Below are 18,197 nucleotides of genomic sequence, written 5' to 3'. Positions count from 1 at the left end.
ACGTCAGCGCGTCGGCGCGCCCTGGGGCTGCTGCGGCGCGATACCCAGCGCCGTCGTGTACTTGGCCAGGGCCAGCTTGCCGATCGCCGGGTAGGGGCCGAGCGCCTCGGCGGCGGCGCAGCCCGCCTCCTTGGCCGCCTCCTCGATCAGACCCGGGTCGATCTCCGGCCCTATCAGGTACGGCGCCAGCGCCAGGTTCTGCGAGCCGGAGCCGCGCAGCTGGTCGGTCACCGAGGCGATCGAGCCCTCCTGGTCGAGCGCGGCGGCCATCACCGGCACGGCGAGGCGCGCGGCGAGCAGCATGCCGGTGATCCCGGCCGCCTGCACCGCCTCGTCACCGCCCACGGAGGCCAGGATGATGCCGTCCGCGGCGGTCGCCACGGTGAACAGCCGGGCCCGGTCGGCACGGGCCAGACCGGCCTCCGACAGACGCACGTGCAGCGCCTCGGCGAGCAGCGGGTGCGGGCCGAGGACGTCGGTCAGGTCGGCCGCGACACGGCTGTCCATGACGGCCTGGCGGACGACCCGCAGCAGCGCGCTGTCCGGACCGGCCAGCAGCGGCACGACGACGGCGACGGGGCCCTCGGGCTCCTTGACGTCCACACCGGCGGCCCTGGCCTGCTCGTAGCGTGCGGCGCGCTCCTGGGCGGTGTGCGTGAGTACCGACTGGAGTGTGGGGAACTCCGCGTCGTCCCCGTCGAGGTACCCGATCCGTGCGTCCAGGCCGGGGAGCTCGGAGCGGGCGATGCTCACGACCTCTTCGGCGAGGCTGCGCGTGGCGGCGCTGGGCGTTCCCGGCACCGCGAGAACAAGCGCGGGCGCGCCCTCGGGAGCCGCCAGAGGCTCGGGACGGCGGTGCCGTCCGGGCTGGCGGGGGCGCGGCATTCGTACTGGCAGGCCGGCGGGCCCAGTGGGGGAGCTCATGGCGCCGCATGTTACTGGCTTACTGGGCTTCCCTGTTCGGGGAGGGTGCAGGTGAGCGGTATCCGTCCGGTTTTGTCTGATGAGTTACGTACGGATCGGAAGCGGGGGCCGTGTCTGGATCAGTCGCTCGATCCGGTCACCACGTACAGCATCGCCCTGTCACCCGGCAGAGTGAGCGTCCCGGTCGCGAGATCGACCGCGATCCGCACGGACCCGTGCAGCGGATCTCCGGCCGGCGGCACCCGGCGCGTGTGGGGCAGCAGTCTCGCCAATTCCTCCTCCAGGGGTACGAGAAGGGGGGCGCCGATCTTGAACAGGCCACCGGTGAGGGCGACATCGGGCGTTCCCTCGGCGGGACAGACGGCGGCCGCGGACTCGGCCATGTGCCGGGCGGCGGTACGCAGGATGTCCGCGGCGACGGGGTCGTCCGGGGCGCAGGCGGCGACCTGGGGAACGAAGGAGGCGAGGACGGCCGGACGGTCCGGACGCGGATAGAGCCGGCCGGGCAGTCCGGGCATCGCTCCGAACAACTCCTCGGCGGCGGTCAGCAGTCCGGTCGATCCCCCCGGCCGCCCGTCGTAGGCACGCAGCGCGGCCTCCAGGCCGGCCCGTCCGATCCAGGCACCGCTGCCGCAGTCGCCGAGGAGATGGCCCCAGCCGTCCGCACGGCGCCACCGCGTCAGATCCGTCCCGATGGCGATCAGACCGGTGCCGGCGGCGACGACGGCACCGGGTGTCGACCCGAGGGCGCCCGCGTAGGCGGTGACGGCGTCGGCGACGAGAGCGACCTGCCCGACCCCGAACTCCCGCTCCAGGGCGCCCGGGAGCTCGGCACGCAGGGCCTCGCCGAGGGTGCTGAGACCGGCGGCGCCGACGACGGCGGTATGCAGCCGGGCCACATCCGTCTGTGCGGTCAACGTCCGCACCATCGGCACCAGTTGTTCCATCAGATGGGCGGGGTCGATGCCCCGCGCCCCGGTGCGCACCGGTTCCCGTGACTCCCGCTGCGCCAACGCCCCGCGCTTCACCGTCCCCACGACGGCCCGCAGACCGGAGCCACCCGAGTCGACGGCGAGAAATCCGGAGTCGTCGACGGGGAGAGCCACGGGGGACGCCCCCGCCCCGATCACGGCAGGCGCCAGTCCACCGGCTCTCCGCCCTGCCCGACCAGCAGGTCGTTGGCCCGGCTGAACGGGCGGGAGCCGAAGAAGCCGCGGTCGGCCGACATGGGGGAGGGATGGGCGGACTCCACGGACGGGAGGTTGCCGAGGAGCGGGCGGAGGTTGCGGGCGTCGCGGCCCCACAGGATGGACACCAGCGGCCTGCCGCGCGCGGCCAGCGCCCGTATCGCCTGTTCGGTGACCTCCTCCCAGCCCTTGCCGCGGTGCGCGGCCGGCTTGCGCGGGGCCGTGGTGAGCGCCCTGTTGAGGAGCAGCACGCCCTGCTGGGTCCACGGCGTCAGATCGCCGTTGGACGGCTGGGGCAGGCCCAGGTCCGTGTTCAGCTCCCGGTAGATGTTGATCAGGCTGCCGGGCAGCGGCCGCACCTCCGGCCCGACCGAGAAGCTCAGCCCCACCGCGTGTCCCGGCGTCGGATAGGGATCCTGTCCGACGATCAGGACGCGGACGTCGTCGAAGGGCTGCTGGAAGGCCCGTAGGACGTTCGGCCCGGCCGGGAGATAGGTGCGTCCCGCGGCGATCTCCGTCCGCAGGAAGTCACCCATCTCGGCGACGCGTCCGGCGACGGGTTCGAGGGCCTTCGCCCAGCCCGGTTCGACGATTTCATGCAAGGGTCGTGGAGCCACGGCGTCACCCTACTGCCGTACATGCAGCGGTGATCAACCGGTGGCCAAAGCCCGACCGTCCCCCCTCGTGACTCATCCGACCACCGCGGCCCGCACACACAGCACGTCCGGCAGATGCGAGGCGAGCTGCTGCCAGCTGTCGCCGTCGTCGGCCGATGCGAACACCTCGCCGTTGCGGTTGCCGAAGTACACGCCCGCCGGGTCCGCGTCGTCGGTGCACAGCGCGTCCCGCAGCACCGTGCCGTAGTGGTCCTCCTGCGGCAGCCCCGCCGAGAGCGGCTCCCAGCTCTTGCCCGCGTCCGCCGTGCGGAAGACCCGGCAGCGGTGGTCGGCCGGGACCCGGTCCGCGTCGGCGTTGATCGGGAACACATACGCCGTGTCGCCGCGGTGCGGATGCGCTGCCGCCGCGAAACCGAACGTGGACGGAAGCCCCTCGCCGATGTCCGTCCAGTGCGCGCCCGCGTCGTCGCTGCGGTACACGCCCCAGTGGTTCTGCAGATACAGCCGGTCCGGGGTCGCCGCGTCTTGGGTGACCTTGTGCACGCACTGGCCGAACTCGGGGTTCGGATCGGGCAGGAACACCGCGGAGACACCGGAGTTGGAGGGTGCCCAGCTCGCGCCGCCGTCGGTCGTCCTGAACACCCCGGCCGTCGAGACGGCGACCGTCACGGCCTGCGGGTCCCGCTTGTCGGTCAGGACCGTGTGCAGCCCCTCACCGCCGCCGCCCGGCACCCACTTGGACCGCGTGGGGTGCTCCCACAGCGGGCGGACCAGCTCGAAGGTCTCGCCGCGGTCCTCGGAGCGGTACAGCGCGGCCGGTTCCGTGCCCGCGTACACCACGTCCGGCTCCGCGGCCGCCGGGTGCAGCTGCCAGACCCGCTCCAGCGAAGCCCCGGTGTCCTTGGGGAACTTGACGGCCGGCTGGGCCGGCTCGGTCCAGCTGCGCCCCAGATCGTCGGAGTGGAACACGGACGGACCCCAGTGCGCGCTGTCGCCACCGGCCAGCAGCCGTGGTCGCTCGCCGCGGGTGTCGATCGCGACCGAGTACACGGCCTGTGCGTTGAAGTAGGGACTCTCGTCGAACTCCCAGGTCCCACCCTGCCTGCGCCCGATGAACAGACCCTTGCGGGTGCCCACGGCGAGCAGTATCTCGGTCATGCCGACCACCTCCATGACGTCGTTGTCCCGGATATCGGCCAGTCTGCACCCAGGCACTGACAGTCACCCCCGGAAACCGCTCCGCCGCAGGTCAGGGGCGAGTCAGAGCGGGGACGGCAACCGCTTGCGGGGAGCTCGGGCCGCTTGCGCATGTCGCGGCCCCGGGGGGTGTGACCCGTGCGACGGTCGTGCCGGCGGTCGGACCCTGAGCACCGAGGGGCCGTCCCCCGTATGGAAAGGCGGTCCGGCAGGTTCGCGCGTTCATGAGGAGGAAGCCTTCGATGGCGTTCCGTGGTTCGAAGGTGTGGTCATGGCGCTGGCGGCGCAATCCGCTCAAGCGCCGCGCCGACAAGGTGGAGGCCTGGATCGTGCTCGGGGCCTGGCTGCTCACCGCCCTCACCGGGGTGCTCGCCGGTATGGGCGCCACCCGCTCCGTCGAGCACAGCCTGGCCCGCGAGCGCGTCGAGTGGCGGCAGGTCGAGGCGCAGCTCGTGGAGGAGGCGCCCGGGACGTTCGCCGGGCAGACCGGGACGGCGAGCAGCGACCAGGTGTGGGCGAAGGTGCGCTGGGCGGCGACGGACGGCACGACCCGCACCGGCCAGGTCCGCGTCCGCCCCGGCAGTCCCTCGGGCACCACGGTCAGCGTGTGGACGGACCGGGAGGGCCTGCTGGTCACCCGTCCGGCCACCGCCTCCCAGGCCGCCCTGCGCGCCTCTCTGATCGGCGGCCTGGTCGGCGCGAGCGCCGCCTTCGTGCCCTTCGCCGCCGGCCGCATGCTGCGCGGCCGCCTGGAATGCCGCCGCATCGACCAGTGGGACGCCGAGTGGGAGCGGTTCGGGCCGATGTGGAGCGGGCGACGGGCCGAGGGCGGCTCGTGGTGAGGAGGCCGCGCCTACGCGTCCGTCAACGTCTCCCGGCACACGTCCAGCAAGCGCTCGTCGGTGAAGACGTCGTGCATTCCGTATCCCTCGGGCGCCGTGTGCCGTCGCGGGGCGGCCAGTTCGGTCCGGAGCAGGTCATGCAGTGCGACTCCTTCCGGGCCCATGGCCGCGATGCACTCGGCGATGGGGACGCGGGTGCGCACGTTCTCCGCCCACGCGTCGCGCAGCACCGGAAGGGCGAGCTCCGTGTCGCCCGCGATCCGCCACAGCGCGCACGCCACCGACTTGCGCTCCCACAGGTGCGAGGCTCCGATCCGCCGCCGCAGCCCGTCGACCGCGGGCTCGGCCACCGGCCCCATCCGGGCCAGCACGTCGGCCGCGGCCCCGAGCCGACCGGCGCCATCGCCCTCCAACGCCCGTATGAGCACAGGCAGGACAAGCTCGGCATCCCCCTCGATCGCCCACAGTGAATCCGCCGCGGCGACCGCGCTCCCGCCCTCCAGCAACCTCCGGACCACTGGTGTCGCCTCGCGTGCCGCGGCCCCCAGCGCCCCGAGCGTCCGGAGCCCCGCTTCCGCCAAGGCGTCCCTCGACCGGTAGTCCTCCGGCACCCCGAGCAGCAGCCGCAGCACCAGCGGCACGCTGTCCCGGTCGCCGAGTTCCCCCAGCGCCGTCATCAGCGGCGCGGCACGGTCGTAGACGTCCGACGTGTCGAGGGGGACGCTCGCGAGCCTTTCCCGCAGCGCGGGCACGAGCGGCGCCGCGGTCTGTCCCAGGTGCCGGACGACCCGGCCCAGCTCGTCGGGCACGTCGGACCCCGCGAGCACCTCGCCCAGGACCGGCACCGCTCGTGGATCCCCGCACCTGGCCAGCGCCTTGAGCGGCCCGCCCAGCCAGAACACGCCGCGCTCCACGGGCTGCACCCACAGATCGGGGCGCCGCGTCACCAGCGAGGCGAGGTCGTCGGCGGCGGGCAGGGCCAGTTCGAACAGACCCTCCAGGACGGACGTCGCTGCCTCGAGCAACCGGCCCTCCTCGGTGCCCAGTTGGGCCCCGATCAGCGCGACGGGTTCGCTGTGGTCGCCGCGCCACTCGCCGATCAGCCCCATCGACATCCACACGGCGTTGCACCGGTCGGTCGGGTCCGGGCTGGTCAACTGTCCGTTGAGCAGGGCGATCCGGTCGTCCACCCGGTCGCCCAGCGCGGTGTGCAGGGTGCGCAGCAGCTGAGATCCCTCCTCGTCCGAAGGGCGCAGCCGCCGCAACCGGCCGACCAGCGTGTCCGTGTCCGGACGGTCGGGTTCGCAGGGCGCGACAGGCCGGTGCTCGGACCGCTCCCGGAGCAGCCGGACGACCGTGGGCACCAGGTCGGCCGGGAGCCGGCCGGGAGCACAGCCCGCGAGCTGTCCGAGCGCGGCCAGCCGCAGCCCGGGGCCGAACGGCGGTGCGCTCTGGGCCTCCAGGAGGTCGACGGCCTCCGTCGCGTGCCCGGGGTGGTGGCGGGCGAGGAACCCGAGCCCCTCGGCCAGCGCGAGCAGCACCCGGTCGTCCCGCTCCACCCTGATCCGCTCCCGCAACAGGCTCAGCACATGTGCCGGATCGTCGAGGAACCGTACGACGGCTCGCGCGGCCGCCCCGCGCACCGCGGCGTCGGCGTCCCCGGTCAGCCGCTCGAAGACCTCGGCACCCGACCGCACGGCAGTCCTGGCCATGGCGTACGCACCGTCCTCGGGCACCTCGCCGTCCCCGCCGATGCTGACCAGGAGCTCCACGATCTCGCCCCGCTCCGGCACCTCCGCCCGTGCGACGAGCGCGAAGAGGAACGGCACACAGGCGAGTGTCGAGTCGTACACGTCTCCCTGGTGGTGCACGGCCCCGTACATCCCGTCGAGCGCGATCTCCCGTTCGGCGGCGTCCGCGGAGGCCAGCCCCCTCAACAGGCCGGGCACGTCCTCCGCACTGCCGTACGCATGCCGCATCGAAGCCCAGTCGACCTCGTCGATCCCCGTGAACACGCTGTCCTCCCCCATGCGAAACGCCAACTGATCGGAGTCTGCACCACGGCACTGACAACGAAGCGGAATCGCGGGGTGACTGTCTGCCAACGGCCCTGCGGTGGCCGGTCGTTGCTCTCTCGGTCAGTCCTCCCCGGGCAGCGCACGGCCCAGGATCGCGCCGAGGTCGGCCGTGTCGGGAAGCGTGCCGAACGCATGTCCCCAGTCCCCGTCGAGCCGGGTCGCGCAGAAGGCGTCGGCGACCGGGGCCGGGGCGTGGCGGACCAGCAGGGAGGCCTGAAGGGTCAGCGCCATCTGTTCCACCAGCCGTCGGGCGCCGGTCTCGGACGCCGATGCCAACAGTCCCCGCAACCGGGTCACGGCCGCGTCCAGGCGGGCGTCCGCCCCCTGCGCCAGGGCGAGTTCGGCGAACAGGGCGTCCGCCGTGCCGGGTTCCTTCACCAACGCCCGCAGCACGTCGAGGGCGTTGACGTTCCCCGAGCCCTCCCAGATCGACAGCAGGGGAGCCTCGCGGTAGTGGCGCGGCATGCCCGAGTCCTCCACATAGCCGTTGCCGCCCAGGCACTCCAGGGCCTCCGCGGTGAAGGCCGGGCCCCGCTTGGTGACCCAGTACTTGCCCACGGCCGTCGCGATGCGCCGGAAGGCCTGCTCGCCCTCGTCGCCGCGCACCGCCCGGTCGGCCGCCCCGGCCAGCCGTAGCGTGAGCGTCGTCGCGGCCTCGGACTCCAGGGCCAGATCGGCGAGCACGTTGCGCATCAGCGGCTGGTCGGCCAGCCGGGCACCGAACGCGCTGCGATGGCGTGCGTGGTGGCCCGCCTCGACGAGCGTCTTGCGCATCAGCGTCGCCGACATCATCACGCAGTCCAGACGCGTGCAGTTGACCATGTCGATGATCGTCTTGACGCCCCGCCCCTCGGGCCCGACCAGCCAGGCGACGGTCCCGTCGAACTCGGGCTCGGAGGAGGCGTTCGACCGGTTGCCCAGCTTGTCCTTGAGCCGCTGGATGCGGAACGTGTTCCGGCTGCCGTCGGGCAGGATGCGCGGCACCAGGAAGCACGACAGCCCCTCCGGCGCCTGTGCCAGCACGAGGAAGACGTCGCACATCGGGGCCGACGTGAACCACTTGTGCCCGCGGAGCGTGTACACGCCGGGCTCGGCGGTCGGGGTGGCTGTCGTGCTGTTCGTGCGGACGTCGGAGCCGCCCTGCTTCTCGGTCATCCCCATGCCCGCCAGCAGACCGCGCTTCTCGGTCGGTACCCGCAGGACCGGGTCGTACTCCCGGGCGGTCAGCAGCGGTTCGTAGACCTTCGCGAGCTCCGGCTGGTGCCGCAGGGCCGGGACGGCGGCGTACGTCATCGAGGTCGGACAGCCGTGTCCGGCGTCGGTGTGTCCCCAGGCCAGCCCGCCCGCGGTACGTGCGACATGGGCGCCCGGCCGGTCGTCCGCCCAGGGCGCCCCGGCCTGCCCCTCGGTGACAGCGACCCGCATGAGGTGGTGCCAGCTCGGATGGAACTCGACCTCGTCGACGCGATGCCCGTACCGGTCGTGCGTGCGCAGCACGGGCTCGTGGCGGTTGGCGAGCTCGGCCCACTCCTGGGCCTCCGCGCTCCCGGCCAGCCGCCCGAGCCGCCGTAGGTCCTCCTCGGCCCAGCCGGCACCCTCGCGGCGCAGCCCTTCCAGGAGTGCCTTGTCCTCGGACGCGTCGTACGGGGCCAGAGGAGGGGGCTGATTGGTGACGTCGTGCGTCGCGCTCGTGGAGTCCATGGACCGAGTGTTGCACTATCGCTGCGATCGTAGCAATCATGCAATACGACATACAGTACGTGACCATGCGGACGAACATCACGGTGCAGCGCGACGAGCCGGAACTGCGCCCGCTCTCCGCACGCTCGGTCGTGCTGAGCCTGCTGCTGGGGGTGCATCCGCCCGAACTGCCGGTGAAGGAGCTCGTACGCCGCGTGGAGCCCTTCGGCGTCGGCGGCTCCGCCGCGCGGGCCGCGCTCAGCCGGATGGTCGCGGCCGGTGACCTGCGGCGCACGGACACCGTGTACCGGCTCAGCGACCGGCTGCTGGAGCGCCAGCGGCGCCAGGACGACGCCGTGCATCCACGCACGCACGCGTGGAGCGGCGACTGGGAGATGCTCGTGATCACCGCGACGGGACGCGGCCCCGCCGAACGGGCCGACCTGCGCACCCGGCTGACCGCCCTGCGGCTCGCCGAACTCCGCGAGGGGGTCTGGCTGCGCCCCGCCAACCTGCGCCGCCCGCTGCCGGACGGCCTTGCGCAGGTGGCCGAGCGGTGCACCGCCCGCCCGGACCGCCCCGCGGGCGAACTGGCCGCCGCCCTCTGGCCGCTCGACGTCTGGGCGGCCACCGGCCGGGCCCTGCTCGCCCACGCGGCCCGCGCGGATGGCCCCGCGGAGCTCTTCACCGCTTTCGCGGCGGTCGTACGACACCTGCTCGCCGATCCCGTCCTGCCCGACGAACTCCTGCCCGACGGCTGGCCCGGGGAGGCCCTGCGTGCCGCGTACGCGAACTACCGGCGGGAGCTGGGCACATGATGCGGCGGCCGTGCGAAGCGCCGTGCGGGGGGCGCTTCGTACGGCCGCCTTCACCGTGGGGGGCGGGGGGCTACTTGTAGGTGATGTCCGAGGTCGCGTACTTGCAGTACGTGCCGTCGGGGTTGGTGCCGTTGGTGGTCGGCTCCTTGCCCGAGTTGTTGCCGATGTACTTCTGGCACGGGATGATCTTCTTGCTGGTGTCCCCGACGATCGTGATACCTCGCAGGGTCGCGCTGTCGCCGTAGTTGGTGTTGATGCCGACGAGCTTGCTGCCCTTGTAGGTCGCCTCAATGGTGTTGAGGTTGATCGTCCGCTTGTACTGCGTGGAGCAGTTGCCGCACGAGCGGACGAAGGTGCCGAAGTTCTTCACGGCGAAGTTGGAGACGTTGAGCGTCCCGGCGCCGTTGAACTGGAACACCTTGTCGCTGGCTTCCTTCGCGCCGCCGCCGGAGATGGTGTAGACGTTCGACGACGAGGAGCCGCGGAAGGTCGCCGCGTCCTCGCCGACGTCCTCCCACCAGACGTTCTGCAGCGTGCAGCTGCCCGAGCAGTGGATGCCGTCCGCGGCGGGGGCGCCGATGATGACGTTCTTCAGGACGGTGCCGGCCGCCAGCTCCAGGATCGGGCCCTGGTCCTCGTCCTGGTTGTCACTGCCCAGGGCGCCCGAGCCGTACAGGCGCTTCATCCCGTAGTCCTTGGTGCCCGACAGCTGGATGGTCGAGGAGACGGCCTGGCTGCCGTTCGCCGTCGGCCATGTCGCGGCACTCGCCGTCGGCGTACCCATTGTCGTGATCATGACAGACGAGAGGCCGAGTGCGGTCAGCGCGCCGGTCAGTGCGCGCCTGCGGGTGCGCGGTAGTGCTGGTGAAGTCATGTCCCGATGCCTTCTTCCAGTTGGGGGGTTGTCAGAGCTTTCCGGCGCCCGCGCCGGACGTCACCGAGGCGACGACCGTCGAGGCGGACTCCGGGGTGTAGCTGTACGGCGGGCTGGTGAAGCTGCCCGTCCGGGAGATCTCGGTCGCGGCCCCGCCGAGATCGTTGCCGCGCAGATTCGCGTAGCCGTCCACGTCACTGCTGCGGTTCGTGGTCACAGCGACTCCCGTGTTGCGGAAGACGTTGTTCTCCACGAGCATCTGGGCGCCCATGCGCGAGTGGCAGGCGGTCTCCGCGCCGTCCACGTAGTTGTTGTAGAAGTGCCCCGTCCCGAAGCGCAGGCTGGGGATGCGCGAGTAGACGTTGCTGAACCGGTTGTGGTGGTACGTCACCCTCAAGTGGCCGGTGTCCTCGCCGGCGTTGTTGTCGCTGTGGCCGACGAGTGAACCCTTGAAGTGCTCCCTGAAGGAGTTCCACGACACCGTGACGTTGTCGGCAGCGTGGTTGATGTCCAGCAGGCCGTCGTAGTAGTCCTTGTCGTGACTCCGGTCGGCGGAGAAGGAGTTGTGGTCGATCCACACCTTCGTCGACGCCTGTACCTCGATGCCGTCGGCCGGCGCGAGGGGCTTGCTGATGTTCAGGTTGCGGACGACGACGTTGGTGACCTTCTTCAGCCGCAGCCCGCCTCCGGTGAACCCGGACGACGAACCGACGCCCAGGACCGTGGTGTTGGAGCCGACGTCGACCTGACCGCTGAGCGATATCAGTCCGTTGACCCGCACGACCTTGGCCGTGCTGCCGGTGACGGCCGCCTTGAAGGCGGCCAGGCTCGAGACGGTGACCGCGGTGGCGCCGCCACCGCCGGTGGTGCCGGCGCCGAATCCGACGGGGGAGGACTCGGCGGCACCGGCGGGCACTGTCGCCGCCGCCAGGGCGGTGACCGCGGCCAGCATCACCGTGGTTCTTTGCGCATGTGTACGTGGGGGGCGAGTACGCATGGGGGATGCGTCCCTTCGGAAGGGCTTTACTCGAACATGTACCTGAACGCCGTTCGTCAACCTGAACAAGAATGTGCGGACATTGCGACCATCAGGGCTTCTTGTTCAGCCTGTTGGACACGCTGCTGAACGGAACGTAGGGGGCAAGCGCTTTCTAGTCAACGCTTTGCGCACAACGGATTGAGTCGGCAACAGGGTGCGTGGGAGCGCTTCCATGACGGCCATGTGCATGTCACCATGCCTGTTGCTCCCCTCAGCGATGCCCCCACGAGCCGCCATCACGAAGGGACCCACCGTGTCCGCCACTGCCGGCACCCCCGCGAGGAGACCGCTGCGCGCGGTCCTCGTCGCGCTCCACGCACTGCTGGTGGCGTTACTCGCCGCCACCGTCCTCGCCGCCCCGCAGGCCTCCGCCCGCGAGGAGGCCGCCCCGACCGCGACGCTCACCGAGATCACGAACTTCGGTACGAACCCCAGCAACCTGCAGATGTACCTGTACGTCCCCGAGAGCGTCACCGAGAACCCGGCGATCGTGGTCGCGGTCCACTACTGCACCGGTTCCGGCCCGGCGATGTACTCGGGCACCGAGTACGCCTCGCTCGCCGACCAGTACGGATTCATCGTCGTCTACCCGTCGGTCACCCGCTCCAGCAAGTGCTTCGACGTCGCCTCGCCCCAGGCGCTGCGGCGCGGCGGAGGCAGTGACCCGGTCGGCATCAAGTCCATGGTCGACTGGACGGTCGACGCGTACGACGCCGACACCAGCCGGATCTTCGCCACCGGCATCTCCTCCGGCGCGATGATGACCAACGTCCTGCTCGGCGACTACCCCGACGTGTTCGCCGCGGGCGCCGCCTTCTCGGGCGTGCCGTTCGGCTGCTTCGCCACCACCGACGGCTCCGAGTGGAACAGCGCCTGCGCCCAGGGCACCGTGACCCACACCGCACAGGAGTGGGGCGACATCGCCCGCGCCGCCTATCCCGGTTACACGGGACCCCGGCCGCGCATGCAGGTGTGGCACGGCACCGAGGACGACGTGCTGCGCTACCCCAACTTCGGTGAGGAGATCAAGCAGTGGACGAACGTCCGCGGCGTCAGCCAGACCCCGGCGGCCACGGACACACCCCAGTCCGGCTGGACCCGCACCCGCTACGGCGGCACCGGTGACCAGGCCCCGGTGGAGGCCATCAGCCTCCAGGGCGTAGGCCACAACCTGTACGCCTGGGGCATGGCGGCCCGGGTCCTCACGTTCTTCGGTCTCGACAGCGACGGCCCCGCACCCCAGCCCCCGGCCGGCCCCTGCAAGGCGACCGTGACCACCAGCGCCTGGAGCACCGGGCTGACCGCCTCGGTGACGATCACCAACACCGGCACCACCACGCTCAACGGCTGGCAGCTCGGCTTCACCCTGCCCGCCGGCCAGACCATCACCAACGGCTGGAACGCCGCCTATGCGCCGAGCTCCGGCGCGGTGACGGCGACGAACGCCTCGTACAATGCCACGCTCGCCCCGAGCGCGAGCGTCAGCATCGGCTACCAGGCGACGCACACCGGCAACAGCGCGGCGCCGGGCGCGTTCACCCTCAACGGAACGGCCTGCACGACCGGTTGACGTCCCCAGGGCGGCCGGAACTCTCCGGCCGCCCTTCGGCGGTTCAGTACGGCAGCAGGCGCCCCGAAGGTGTCCTGCGGTCGATCTTCTCGTCCCGGGGTGCTGCGGGGCGGCGGCTGACGCGGATGCGGATGCGGATCTGGCGGTTCATGGCGCCCTCCTCACGTTCGATGCGGCCAGCCTTGTCGTCGGGAGCCCCCGGCGCATCGTGCCTGTGGAGGCATCGACCCCGACCTTCCGGGAGTACGTGCCGGGGGTGCCGTACTCCGGAGGGAGGATCACGGGACTAGGTCACAGGTGCCGGTCCGACCGGGGCCGTGGACCGATCCGCCGGGGGCGGGCCGCTGGCTAGCGTCACGGCATGCGTATAGGACTGCTCGGCACCGGCAATGTCGCCCGCGCACTGGCCCACGGCTGGAGCGCCGCGGGACACGATGTGCTCCTCGGTTCCCGAAGGCCCGAGGAGCGTTCCGACCTCGGCCTGCCCGTGACGGATCTCGGTGGGGCGGCTGCACACGCGGAGGTACTGGTCAACGCCACCCCGGGGACCGTCTCCCTGGAACTGCTGCGCTCCATCGGGGCCCCGGCGCTGGCCGGCACCCTGTTGATCGACGTCGGGGTCGGCCTCTCCGACGACTACACCGAGCTCTCGCACCCCAACAGCAGCCTGGCCGAACAGATCCAGGTGGCCTTCCCTCTGACACCCGTAGTCAAGACCCTCTGCACCATGGACTCCACGGCGATGATCGCCCCGGACGGGCTCGACGGCCCGAGCACCGTCTTCCTCTCCGGCGACGACACCGCAGCCAAGCGGACCGCCGGTCTGCTGCTCACCGACCTCGGCTGGCCCCCGTCGTCCCAGCTGGACATCGGGGGCATCGCCACGGCACGGGGTCAGGAGCACTTCGCCCTGCTCTTCATGGGCATCGCGGGAGGGCTGGGGGCCCACACGTTCAACATCAAGGTGGTGCCCCGCCGCCCCGCGTGAGGCTCAGACCGACCGGTGGTACTGGTCCGGCACATGCACGTCCGCGCCCAGATCCCGCGCCGCGTGCCGCGCCCACGAGGGGTCGCGCAGCAGCTCACGGCCCAGCAGTACCGCGTCCGCCTCGCCGTTGACCAGGATCTTCTCGGCCTGCTCGGGCTCGGTGATCATGCCGACCGCGGCCACCGGCAGCGAGGTCTCCGCCTTCACCCGGGCGGCGAAGGGGACCTGGTAGCCGGGGCCGGTGGGGATGCGGACGCCGGAGGCGTTGCCGCCCGTGGAGACGTCGAGGAGGTCGATGCCATGGGCCCGGAGGTCGGCGGCGAAGCGGACCGTGTCGTCCGCCGTCCAGCCGCCCTCCTCCAGCCAGTCGGTCGCCGAGATACGGAAGAACAGCGGCTTGTCGTCCGGCCACACCTCCCGTACGGCGTCCACGACCTCGAGGGCGAAGCGGGTGCGGTTCTCGTACGAGCCGCCGTAGGCGTCCGTGCGGTGATTCGAGTGCGGGGAGAGGAAGTTGCTGATCAGATAGCCGTGGGCACCATGGATCTCGGCGACTTCGAACCCCGCGGCGAGGGCGCGGCGGGCCGCGTCCGCGAACTGGCCGACGATCTCCCGGATCTGAGCGTCCGTCAACTCGGTCGGCACCGTGTGCCGTTCGTCGAAGGCGAGCGGGCTCGGACCCAGCGGCTGCCATCCGTACCCGTCCGTGCCGAGCGGTGCACCGCCCTTCCACGGCCGGTCCGTGGCTGCCTTGCGGCCGGCGTGTGCGAACTGGATGCCCGGTACCGTGCCCTGGGACACCAGGAAACGGGTGATCCGGCGGAACGCGTCGACCTGGGTATCGTTCCAGATCCCCAGGTCGTACGGCGAGATCCGGCCCTCGGGGCTCACCCCCGTCGCCTCGACGATGATCAGGCCCGTGCCGCCGGCCGCGCGCGCCGCGTAGTGCGCGAAGTGCCAGTCGTTGGGCGCCCCGGTCTCCGGGCCCTCGGGTGCCGCGGAGTACTGGCACATCGGCGGCATCCACACCCGGTTGGGGATCGTCAGATCGCGCAGGGTGTAGGGCTCGAAGAGGGCACTCACGGCGGGCTCCAATCGTCACGGGACCGAGCGGTCGACTCGTACGATAGGCATCGTAGTACGGAGAGTGTCAAACTACGAGAGGTCTCGTACAATGGGGTTCCCGAAGAGTCTGGAGCCGTCGTGACCTCTCCCGCCGTCAGCACCCGCGATCTTCCGCACCCGGCGCGCGAGGAGATCCGCCTGGAGCCGATCCTGCACGCGCTCTCCGACCCGATGCGGCTCCAGATCGTGCGAGAGCTCGCCGCCGTGGGCGACGAGCTCTCCTGTTCGCAGTTCGAGCTGCCGGTCACCAAGTCCACGACCACACACCACTTCCGGGTGCTGCGCGAGGCCGGGGTGATCCGGCAGATCTACCGGGGCACGGCCAAGATGAACGGTCTGCGCAAGGACGACCTAGACGACCTCTTCCCGGGACTTCTCGACAGTCTCCTCGGTGCCGCCTCCCGCCAGGCCGGCCGCCTCGGGAGCGACTGAACCGGCCTTCGAGGGAAGGTGGTTGAACAGCAGGTTGAGCACGATCGCCGTCAGACAGCCCGCGCTGATGCCGCTGTTCATCACCGTCTGGAACCAGTCCGGGAACTTCTCGTAGACCGTCGGCACCCCGACCGGCAGCATGCCGATGGCCACCGAGACGGCCACCACCGTCAGGTTGTTGTTGCCCTTGAAGTCGACCTGCGTGAGCGTCCTCAGTCCGCTCGCCGCGACCGTCCCGAACATCACCAGACCCGCACCACCGAGCACCGGCGCCGGTATGGCGGCCACGACCGCGCCCAGCTTGGGCAGCAGGCCTAGCAGGACGAGGATGCCGCCCGCCGCGGCGACGACCCAGCGGCTGCGGACCCGGGTCATGCCGACAAGGCCGACGTTCTGCGCGTACGCCGTGTACGGGAAGGTGTTGAAGACGCCGCCGAGGACGGTGGACAGGCCGTCGGCGCGCAGACCGTCCGCGAGGGATCGGGGCTCCACCTTGCGGTCCGTCATCTCACCGACCGCGATCAGGTCCCCGGTCGTCTCGGTCATCGTCACGAGCGCCACGACCAGCATCGAGACGATCGCCGAGAACTCGAAGGTGGGCGCACCGAAGTGGAACGGCGTGCTGATGCCGAGCCAGTCCGCGTCGCCGACCCCGCCGAAGTCCGTGAACCCGAACGGAACCGCGACCGCGAGCCCGACCACGATGCCGATCAGGACGGCGATCCGGCTCAGGAAGGCCGGCGCGAACCGCTGTACACCCACCACGACGAGCAGCACGAACGCGGCGAGCCCGAGGTTCTTCGGCTCCCCGAAGTCGGCCGCACCGACGCCGCCCGCGGCCCAGTTGCCCGCGACCGGGAGCAGCGACAGTCCGATGATCAGGATCACGGTGCCCGTGACCAGCGGCGGGAAGAAGCGCAGCAGCTTCCCGAACACCGGTGCCAGCAGCATGATCGCGAGTCCCGCGACGATCACCGAGCCGTAGATCGCGGGCAGTCCGCCGCCGGTGGTGCCGATCAGCACCATGGGCGACACGGCGGCGAACGTACAGCCCTGCATGATCGGCAGGCGCACGCCGAAGCGCCAGAACCCGATGCACTGGATGAGCGTCGCTATGCCGCACACCAGGAGGTCGGCGGTGATGAGGTACGCGAGGTCGGCGGCCGACAGTTTCATCGCGCTGCCGACGATCAGGGGGACGGCCACGGCTCCGGCGTACATCGCGAGGACGTGCTGGAGGCCGAAGGCGGCCAGTTGGCGTACGGGTGGGACTTCGTCGACGGGGTGCACGGGAGCGGTTGTCGTCATGAGCGAGACCGTAGGCTCCTTGAACAGTTTGTTGATTTCCGAGCTGTTGCCGCTGTGTGTCATGCCCACCCGGACGCATTCCACTCTGCTACGAGGTGCTCCTCCGCGCCGCGGCCAGCAATGATTCCCAGTCCGGCAGCTTGACCACACTCCGCCCGAGTGCGACCCCCAGCTCCGCCTCGGCCCGTTCGATGGCGCACCACCCCGTCCACTCGACGGGCTCGATCCCGTCCGCCCTCAGCGCCGCCGTCGGATCGCCGGACAACTCCCTGCGCACGAGAACGGCGGCATCCTCCAGCAACGACGTCACCGTCTCCTTCGCACAGGGCCGATTCGTGCCGATGACTCCCGTCGGGCCCCGCTTGATCCAGCCGGCCACGTACTCGCCCGGCGCGACGATCCCCTCGCGCAGCACCCGCCCGGCGAGATGCGGCACCGTACAGGTCGCGGGGTCGAACGGCAGCCCCTCCAGCGGCACCCCGCGATAACCCACCGACCGCAGCACCAGCTGCGCCGCGATGTCCTCGTACCGGCCCGTCCCCGCCACGCCGCCCTGTCCGTCCGGCACCGTCCGTTCGAAGCGGACCGCGGCCACCCGTCCTCCCCCACTCTCGGCTTCGCTCGAGCGGGAGGTGCCCCCACCGGCGAGGAGTTCGACGGGACGCAGGAAGAAGCGCATACGGATCCGGCGCGCGGCGGACCGCCCGGGAGCGGTGGCCCAGCCGCGCAGCACCTCCACATTGCGGCGCGGTGCGGCGGGCAGCGCGGAGGGGTCGAGGCACGCCGGGTCCAGCGCCAACTCCTCCGGATCCACCGTCACTTCCGTGTCCGGCAGACCGCCCAGCTCACGCAGCTCCTTGGTGGTGAAGCGGGCCTGGGAGGGGCCTCGCCGGCCCACCATGTGGACCTCGGTCACCCCGCTCGCGGCCAGCGCGGAGAGCGCCGCCTGCGGCATGTCCGTGGGACTCAGCTCCGCGGCACCCCGGGCCAGCATCCGCGCCACGTCGACCGCGACGTTCCCCACGCCGATGACCACGGCCGAGCGGGCGTCGCGGACGAATCCGTCGTCGACGGCGTCCGGATGGGCGCTGTACCAGGAGACGAACTCGGTCGCCGACCAGCTGCCCGGCAGGTCCTCGCCGGGAACACCCAGGTGCCGGTCGGTGGCGGCCCCCACGCAGTACACGACAGCGTGGTACAGCTCCCGCAGCCGGGCGGCGGGCACCCCGTCCTCGCCCACCCGCACCCCGCCGAGGAAGCGCACCCGCTCGTGCTCCAGGACCGTGCGCAGATTGTTCTGGAGGGACTTGATCTTCTCGTGGTCCGGCGCCACCCCGTAGCGCACCAGGCCGTACGGGCACGGCAGCCGGTCCAGGACGTCGACGTGGACCGAGGAATCCAGCTGGACGAGACTCTGGGCGGTGTAGCACCCGCTCGGCCCGGAGCCGATGACGGCGACACGAAGCACGGCGGTACTCCTTACCCGAGGGATCAGAGGAGATCGCTGATGTCTCCAGC

The 18,197-nt window shown here is 71.4% G+C and carries 16 protein-coding genes; 5 read left to right on the top strand and 11 right to left on the bottom strand.

All coding sequences use genetic code 11. The features are described 5' to 3' along the window. Nucleotides 1-3: 3 nt before the first annotated feature. The 4 genes from OHU89_RS08360 to OHU89_RS08345 all read right to left on the bottom strand — a co-directional run bounded on the left by OHU89_RS08360 (nucleotide 4) and on the right by OHU89_RS08345 (nucleotide 3,886). On the bottom strand, nucleotides 4-924 hold the full coding sequence (locus tag OHU89_RS08360; protein ID WP_405641322.1) for a sirohydrochlorin chelatase: 921 nt from the start codon (nucleotides 922-924) through the stop codon (nucleotides 4-6). Nucleotides 925-1,043: 119 nt separating this feature from the next. Beyond that, a complete protein-coding gene (locus OHU89_RS08355) occupies nucleotides 1,044-2,030 on the bottom strand; it encodes an N-acetylglucosamine kinase (RefSeq protein ID WP_405641321.1) in 987 nt (328 codons plus the stop codon). A 20-nt stretch (nucleotides 2,031-2,050) separates the two neighbouring features. Next, on the bottom strand, nucleotides 2,051-2,728 hold the full coding sequence (locus tag OHU89_RS08350; RefSeq protein ID WP_266895815.1) for a uracil-DNA glycosylase: 678 nt from the start codon (nucleotides 2,726-2,728) through the stop codon (nucleotides 2,051-2,053). A 72-nt stretch (nucleotides 2,729-2,800) separates the two neighbouring features. Beyond that, nucleotides 2,801-3,886, bottom strand: coding sequence for a WD40/YVTN/BNR-like repeat-containing protein (locus OHU89_RS08345; RefSeq protein WP_405641318.1), 1,086 nt, complete (start codon nucleotides 3,884-3,886; stop codon nucleotides 2,801-2,803). Between the two features lie 281 nt (nucleotides 3,887-4,167). On the opposite strand from OHU89_RS08345, the gene OHU89_RS08340 reads away from it, so the two are divergent. Then, a complete protein-coding gene (locus OHU89_RS08340) occupies nucleotides 4,168-4,767 on the top strand; it encodes a hypothetical protein (protein ID WP_405641316.1) in 600 nt (199 codons plus the stop codon). A gap of 11 nt (nucleotides 4,768-4,778) precedes the next feature. On the opposite strand, the gene OHU89_RS08335 is transcribed toward OHU89_RS08340, so the two are convergent. Continuing rightward, nucleotides 4,779-6,782 (bottom strand): HEAT repeat domain-containing protein, encoded by a 2,004-nt coding sequence (locus OHU89_RS08335; protein ID WP_405641315.1) that lies wholly within the window; start codon nucleotides 6,780-6,782, stop codon nucleotides 4,779-4,781. A 123-nt stretch (nucleotides 6,783-6,905) separates the two neighbouring features. Further along, nucleotides 6,906-8,546: a DNA alkylation response protein gene (locus OHU89_RS08330; protein ID WP_405641313.1), complete on the bottom strand. Its 1,641-nt coding sequence runs from the start codon at nucleotides 8,544-8,546 to the stop codon at nucleotides 6,906-6,908. A 65-nt stretch (nucleotides 8,547-8,611) separates the two neighbouring features. Between OHU89_RS08330 and OHU89_RS08325 the strand changes: the two genes are divergently transcribed. Continuing rightward, nucleotides 8,612-9,343: a PaaX family transcriptional regulator C-terminal domain-containing protein gene (locus OHU89_RS08325; protein ID WP_405654382.1), complete on the top strand. Its 732-nt coding sequence runs from the start codon at nucleotides 8,612-8,614 to the stop codon at nucleotides 9,341-9,343. Between the two features lie 70 nt (nucleotides 9,344-9,413). Here the strand turns inward: OHU89_RS08325 and OHU89_RS08320 are convergent, their stop codons facing one another. Further along, nucleotides 9,414-10,217: a pectate lyase gene (locus tag OHU89_RS08320; RefSeq protein WP_405641305.1), complete on the bottom strand. Its 804-nt coding sequence runs from the start codon at nucleotides 10,215-10,217 to the stop codon at nucleotides 9,414-9,416. Between the two features lie 31 nt (nucleotides 10,218-10,248). Continuing rightward, a complete protein-coding gene (locus OHU89_RS08315) occupies nucleotides 10,249-11,214 on the bottom strand; it encodes a polysaccharide lyase family 1 protein (protein WP_405641302.1) in 966 nt (321 codons plus the stop codon). A gap of 295 nt (nucleotides 11,215-11,509) precedes the next feature. On the opposite strand from OHU89_RS08315, the gene OHU89_RS08310 reads away from it, so the two are divergent. Together OHU89_RS08310 and OHU89_RS08305 are read left to right on the top strand one after the other, a co-directional pair. Further along, on the top strand, nucleotides 11,510-12,826 hold the full coding sequence (locus tag OHU89_RS08310; protein WP_405641300.1) for a PHB depolymerase family esterase: 1,317 nt from the start codon (nucleotides 11,510-11,512) through the stop codon (nucleotides 12,824-12,826). A gap of 361 nt (nucleotides 12,827-13,187) precedes the next feature. Continuing rightward, the gene (locus OHU89_RS08305; protein WP_405641298.1) at nucleotides 13,188-13,814 is read left to right on the top strand and encodes an NADPH-dependent F420 reductase; all 627 of its coding nucleotides are present in this window, start codon (nucleotides 13,188-13,190) and stop codon (nucleotides 13,812-13,814) included. Between the two features lie 3 nt (nucleotides 13,815-13,817). Here the strand turns inward: OHU89_RS08305 and OHU89_RS08300 are convergent, their stop codons facing one another. Beyond that, complete coding sequence (locus OHU89_RS08300) at nucleotides 13,818-14,897, bottom strand: NADH:flavin oxidoreductase/NADH oxidase (RefSeq protein ID WP_405641296.1); 1,080 nt, start codon at nucleotides 14,895-14,897, stop codon at nucleotides 13,818-13,820. Between the two features lie 120 nt (nucleotides 14,898-15,017). Here OHU89_RS08300 and OHU89_RS08295 point away from each other — a divergent pair, with 120 nt between their 5' ends. Continuing rightward, nucleotides 15,018-15,371, top strand: a complete 354-nt coding sequence (locus OHU89_RS08295) for a helix-turn-helix domain-containing protein (protein WP_365408249.1) — start codon at nucleotides 15,018-15,020, stop codon at nucleotides 15,369-15,371. On the opposite strand, the gene OHU89_RS08290 is transcribed toward OHU89_RS08295, so the two are convergent. Next, nucleotides 15,291-16,679: a nucleobase:cation symporter-2 family protein gene (locus OHU89_RS08290; RefSeq protein WP_405641294.1), complete on the bottom strand. Its 1,389-nt coding sequence runs from the start codon at nucleotides 16,677-16,679 to the stop codon at nucleotides 15,291-15,293. The genes OHU89_RS08295 and OHU89_RS08290 overlap by 81 nt on opposite strands. Before the next feature lie 88 nt (nucleotides 16,680-16,767). Continuing rightward, entirely contained in the window at nucleotides 16,768-18,147 is a 1,380-nt protein-coding gene (locus OHU89_RS08285) for an FAD-dependent oxidoreductase (protein WP_405641292.1), read from the bottom strand. Nucleotides 18,148-18,197: the final 50 nt, after the last annotated feature.

This window comes from Streptomyces sp. NBC_00019, from assembly GCF_045041015.1.
GTDB lineage: Bacteria > Actinomycetota > Actinomycetes > Streptomycetales > Streptomycetaceae > Streptomyces.
Note: the sequence above shows the minus strand (reverse complement) of the source record. Positions and strands in the feature narration are given on the sequence as shown.

Bases quoted from the DNA above. Each gene is read 5' to 3' on its own strand.
- OHU89_RS08315 (WP_405641302.1), bottom strand. From the start codon at position 11,214: ATGCGTACTCGCCCCCCACGTACACATGCGCAAAGAACCACGGTGATG.
- OHU89_RS08305 (WP_405641298.1), top strand. From the start codon at position 13,188: ATGCGTATAGGACTGCTCGGCACCGGCAATGTCGCCCGCGCACTGGCC.
- OHU89_RS08325 (WP_405654382.1), top strand. From the start codon at position 8,612: ATGCGGACGAACATCACGGTGCAGCGCGACGAGCCGGAACTGCGCCCG.
- OHU89_RS08340 (WP_405641316.1), top strand. From the start codon at position 4,168: ATGGCGTTCCGTGGTTCGAAGGTGTGGTCATGGCGCTGGCGGCGCAAT.
- OHU89_RS08320 (WP_405641305.1), bottom strand. From the start codon at position 10,217: ATGACTTCACCAGCACTACCGCGCACCCGCAGGCGCGCACTGACCGGC.
- OHU89_RS08330 (WP_405641313.1), bottom strand. From the start codon at position 8,546: ATGGACTCCACGAGCGCGACGCACGACGTCACCAATCAGCCCCCTCCT.
- OHU89_RS08290 (WP_405641294.1), bottom strand. From the start codon at position 16,679: ATGACGACAACCGCTCCCGTGCACCCCGTCGACGAAGTCCCACCCGTA.
- OHU89_RS08345 (WP_405641318.1), bottom strand. From the start codon at position 3,886: ATGACCGAGATACTGCTCGCCGTGGGCACCCGCAAGGGTCTGTTCATC.
- OHU89_RS08360 (WP_405641322.1), bottom strand. From the start codon at position 924: ATGAGCTCCCCCACTGGGCCCGCCGGCCTGCCAGTACGAATGCCGCGC.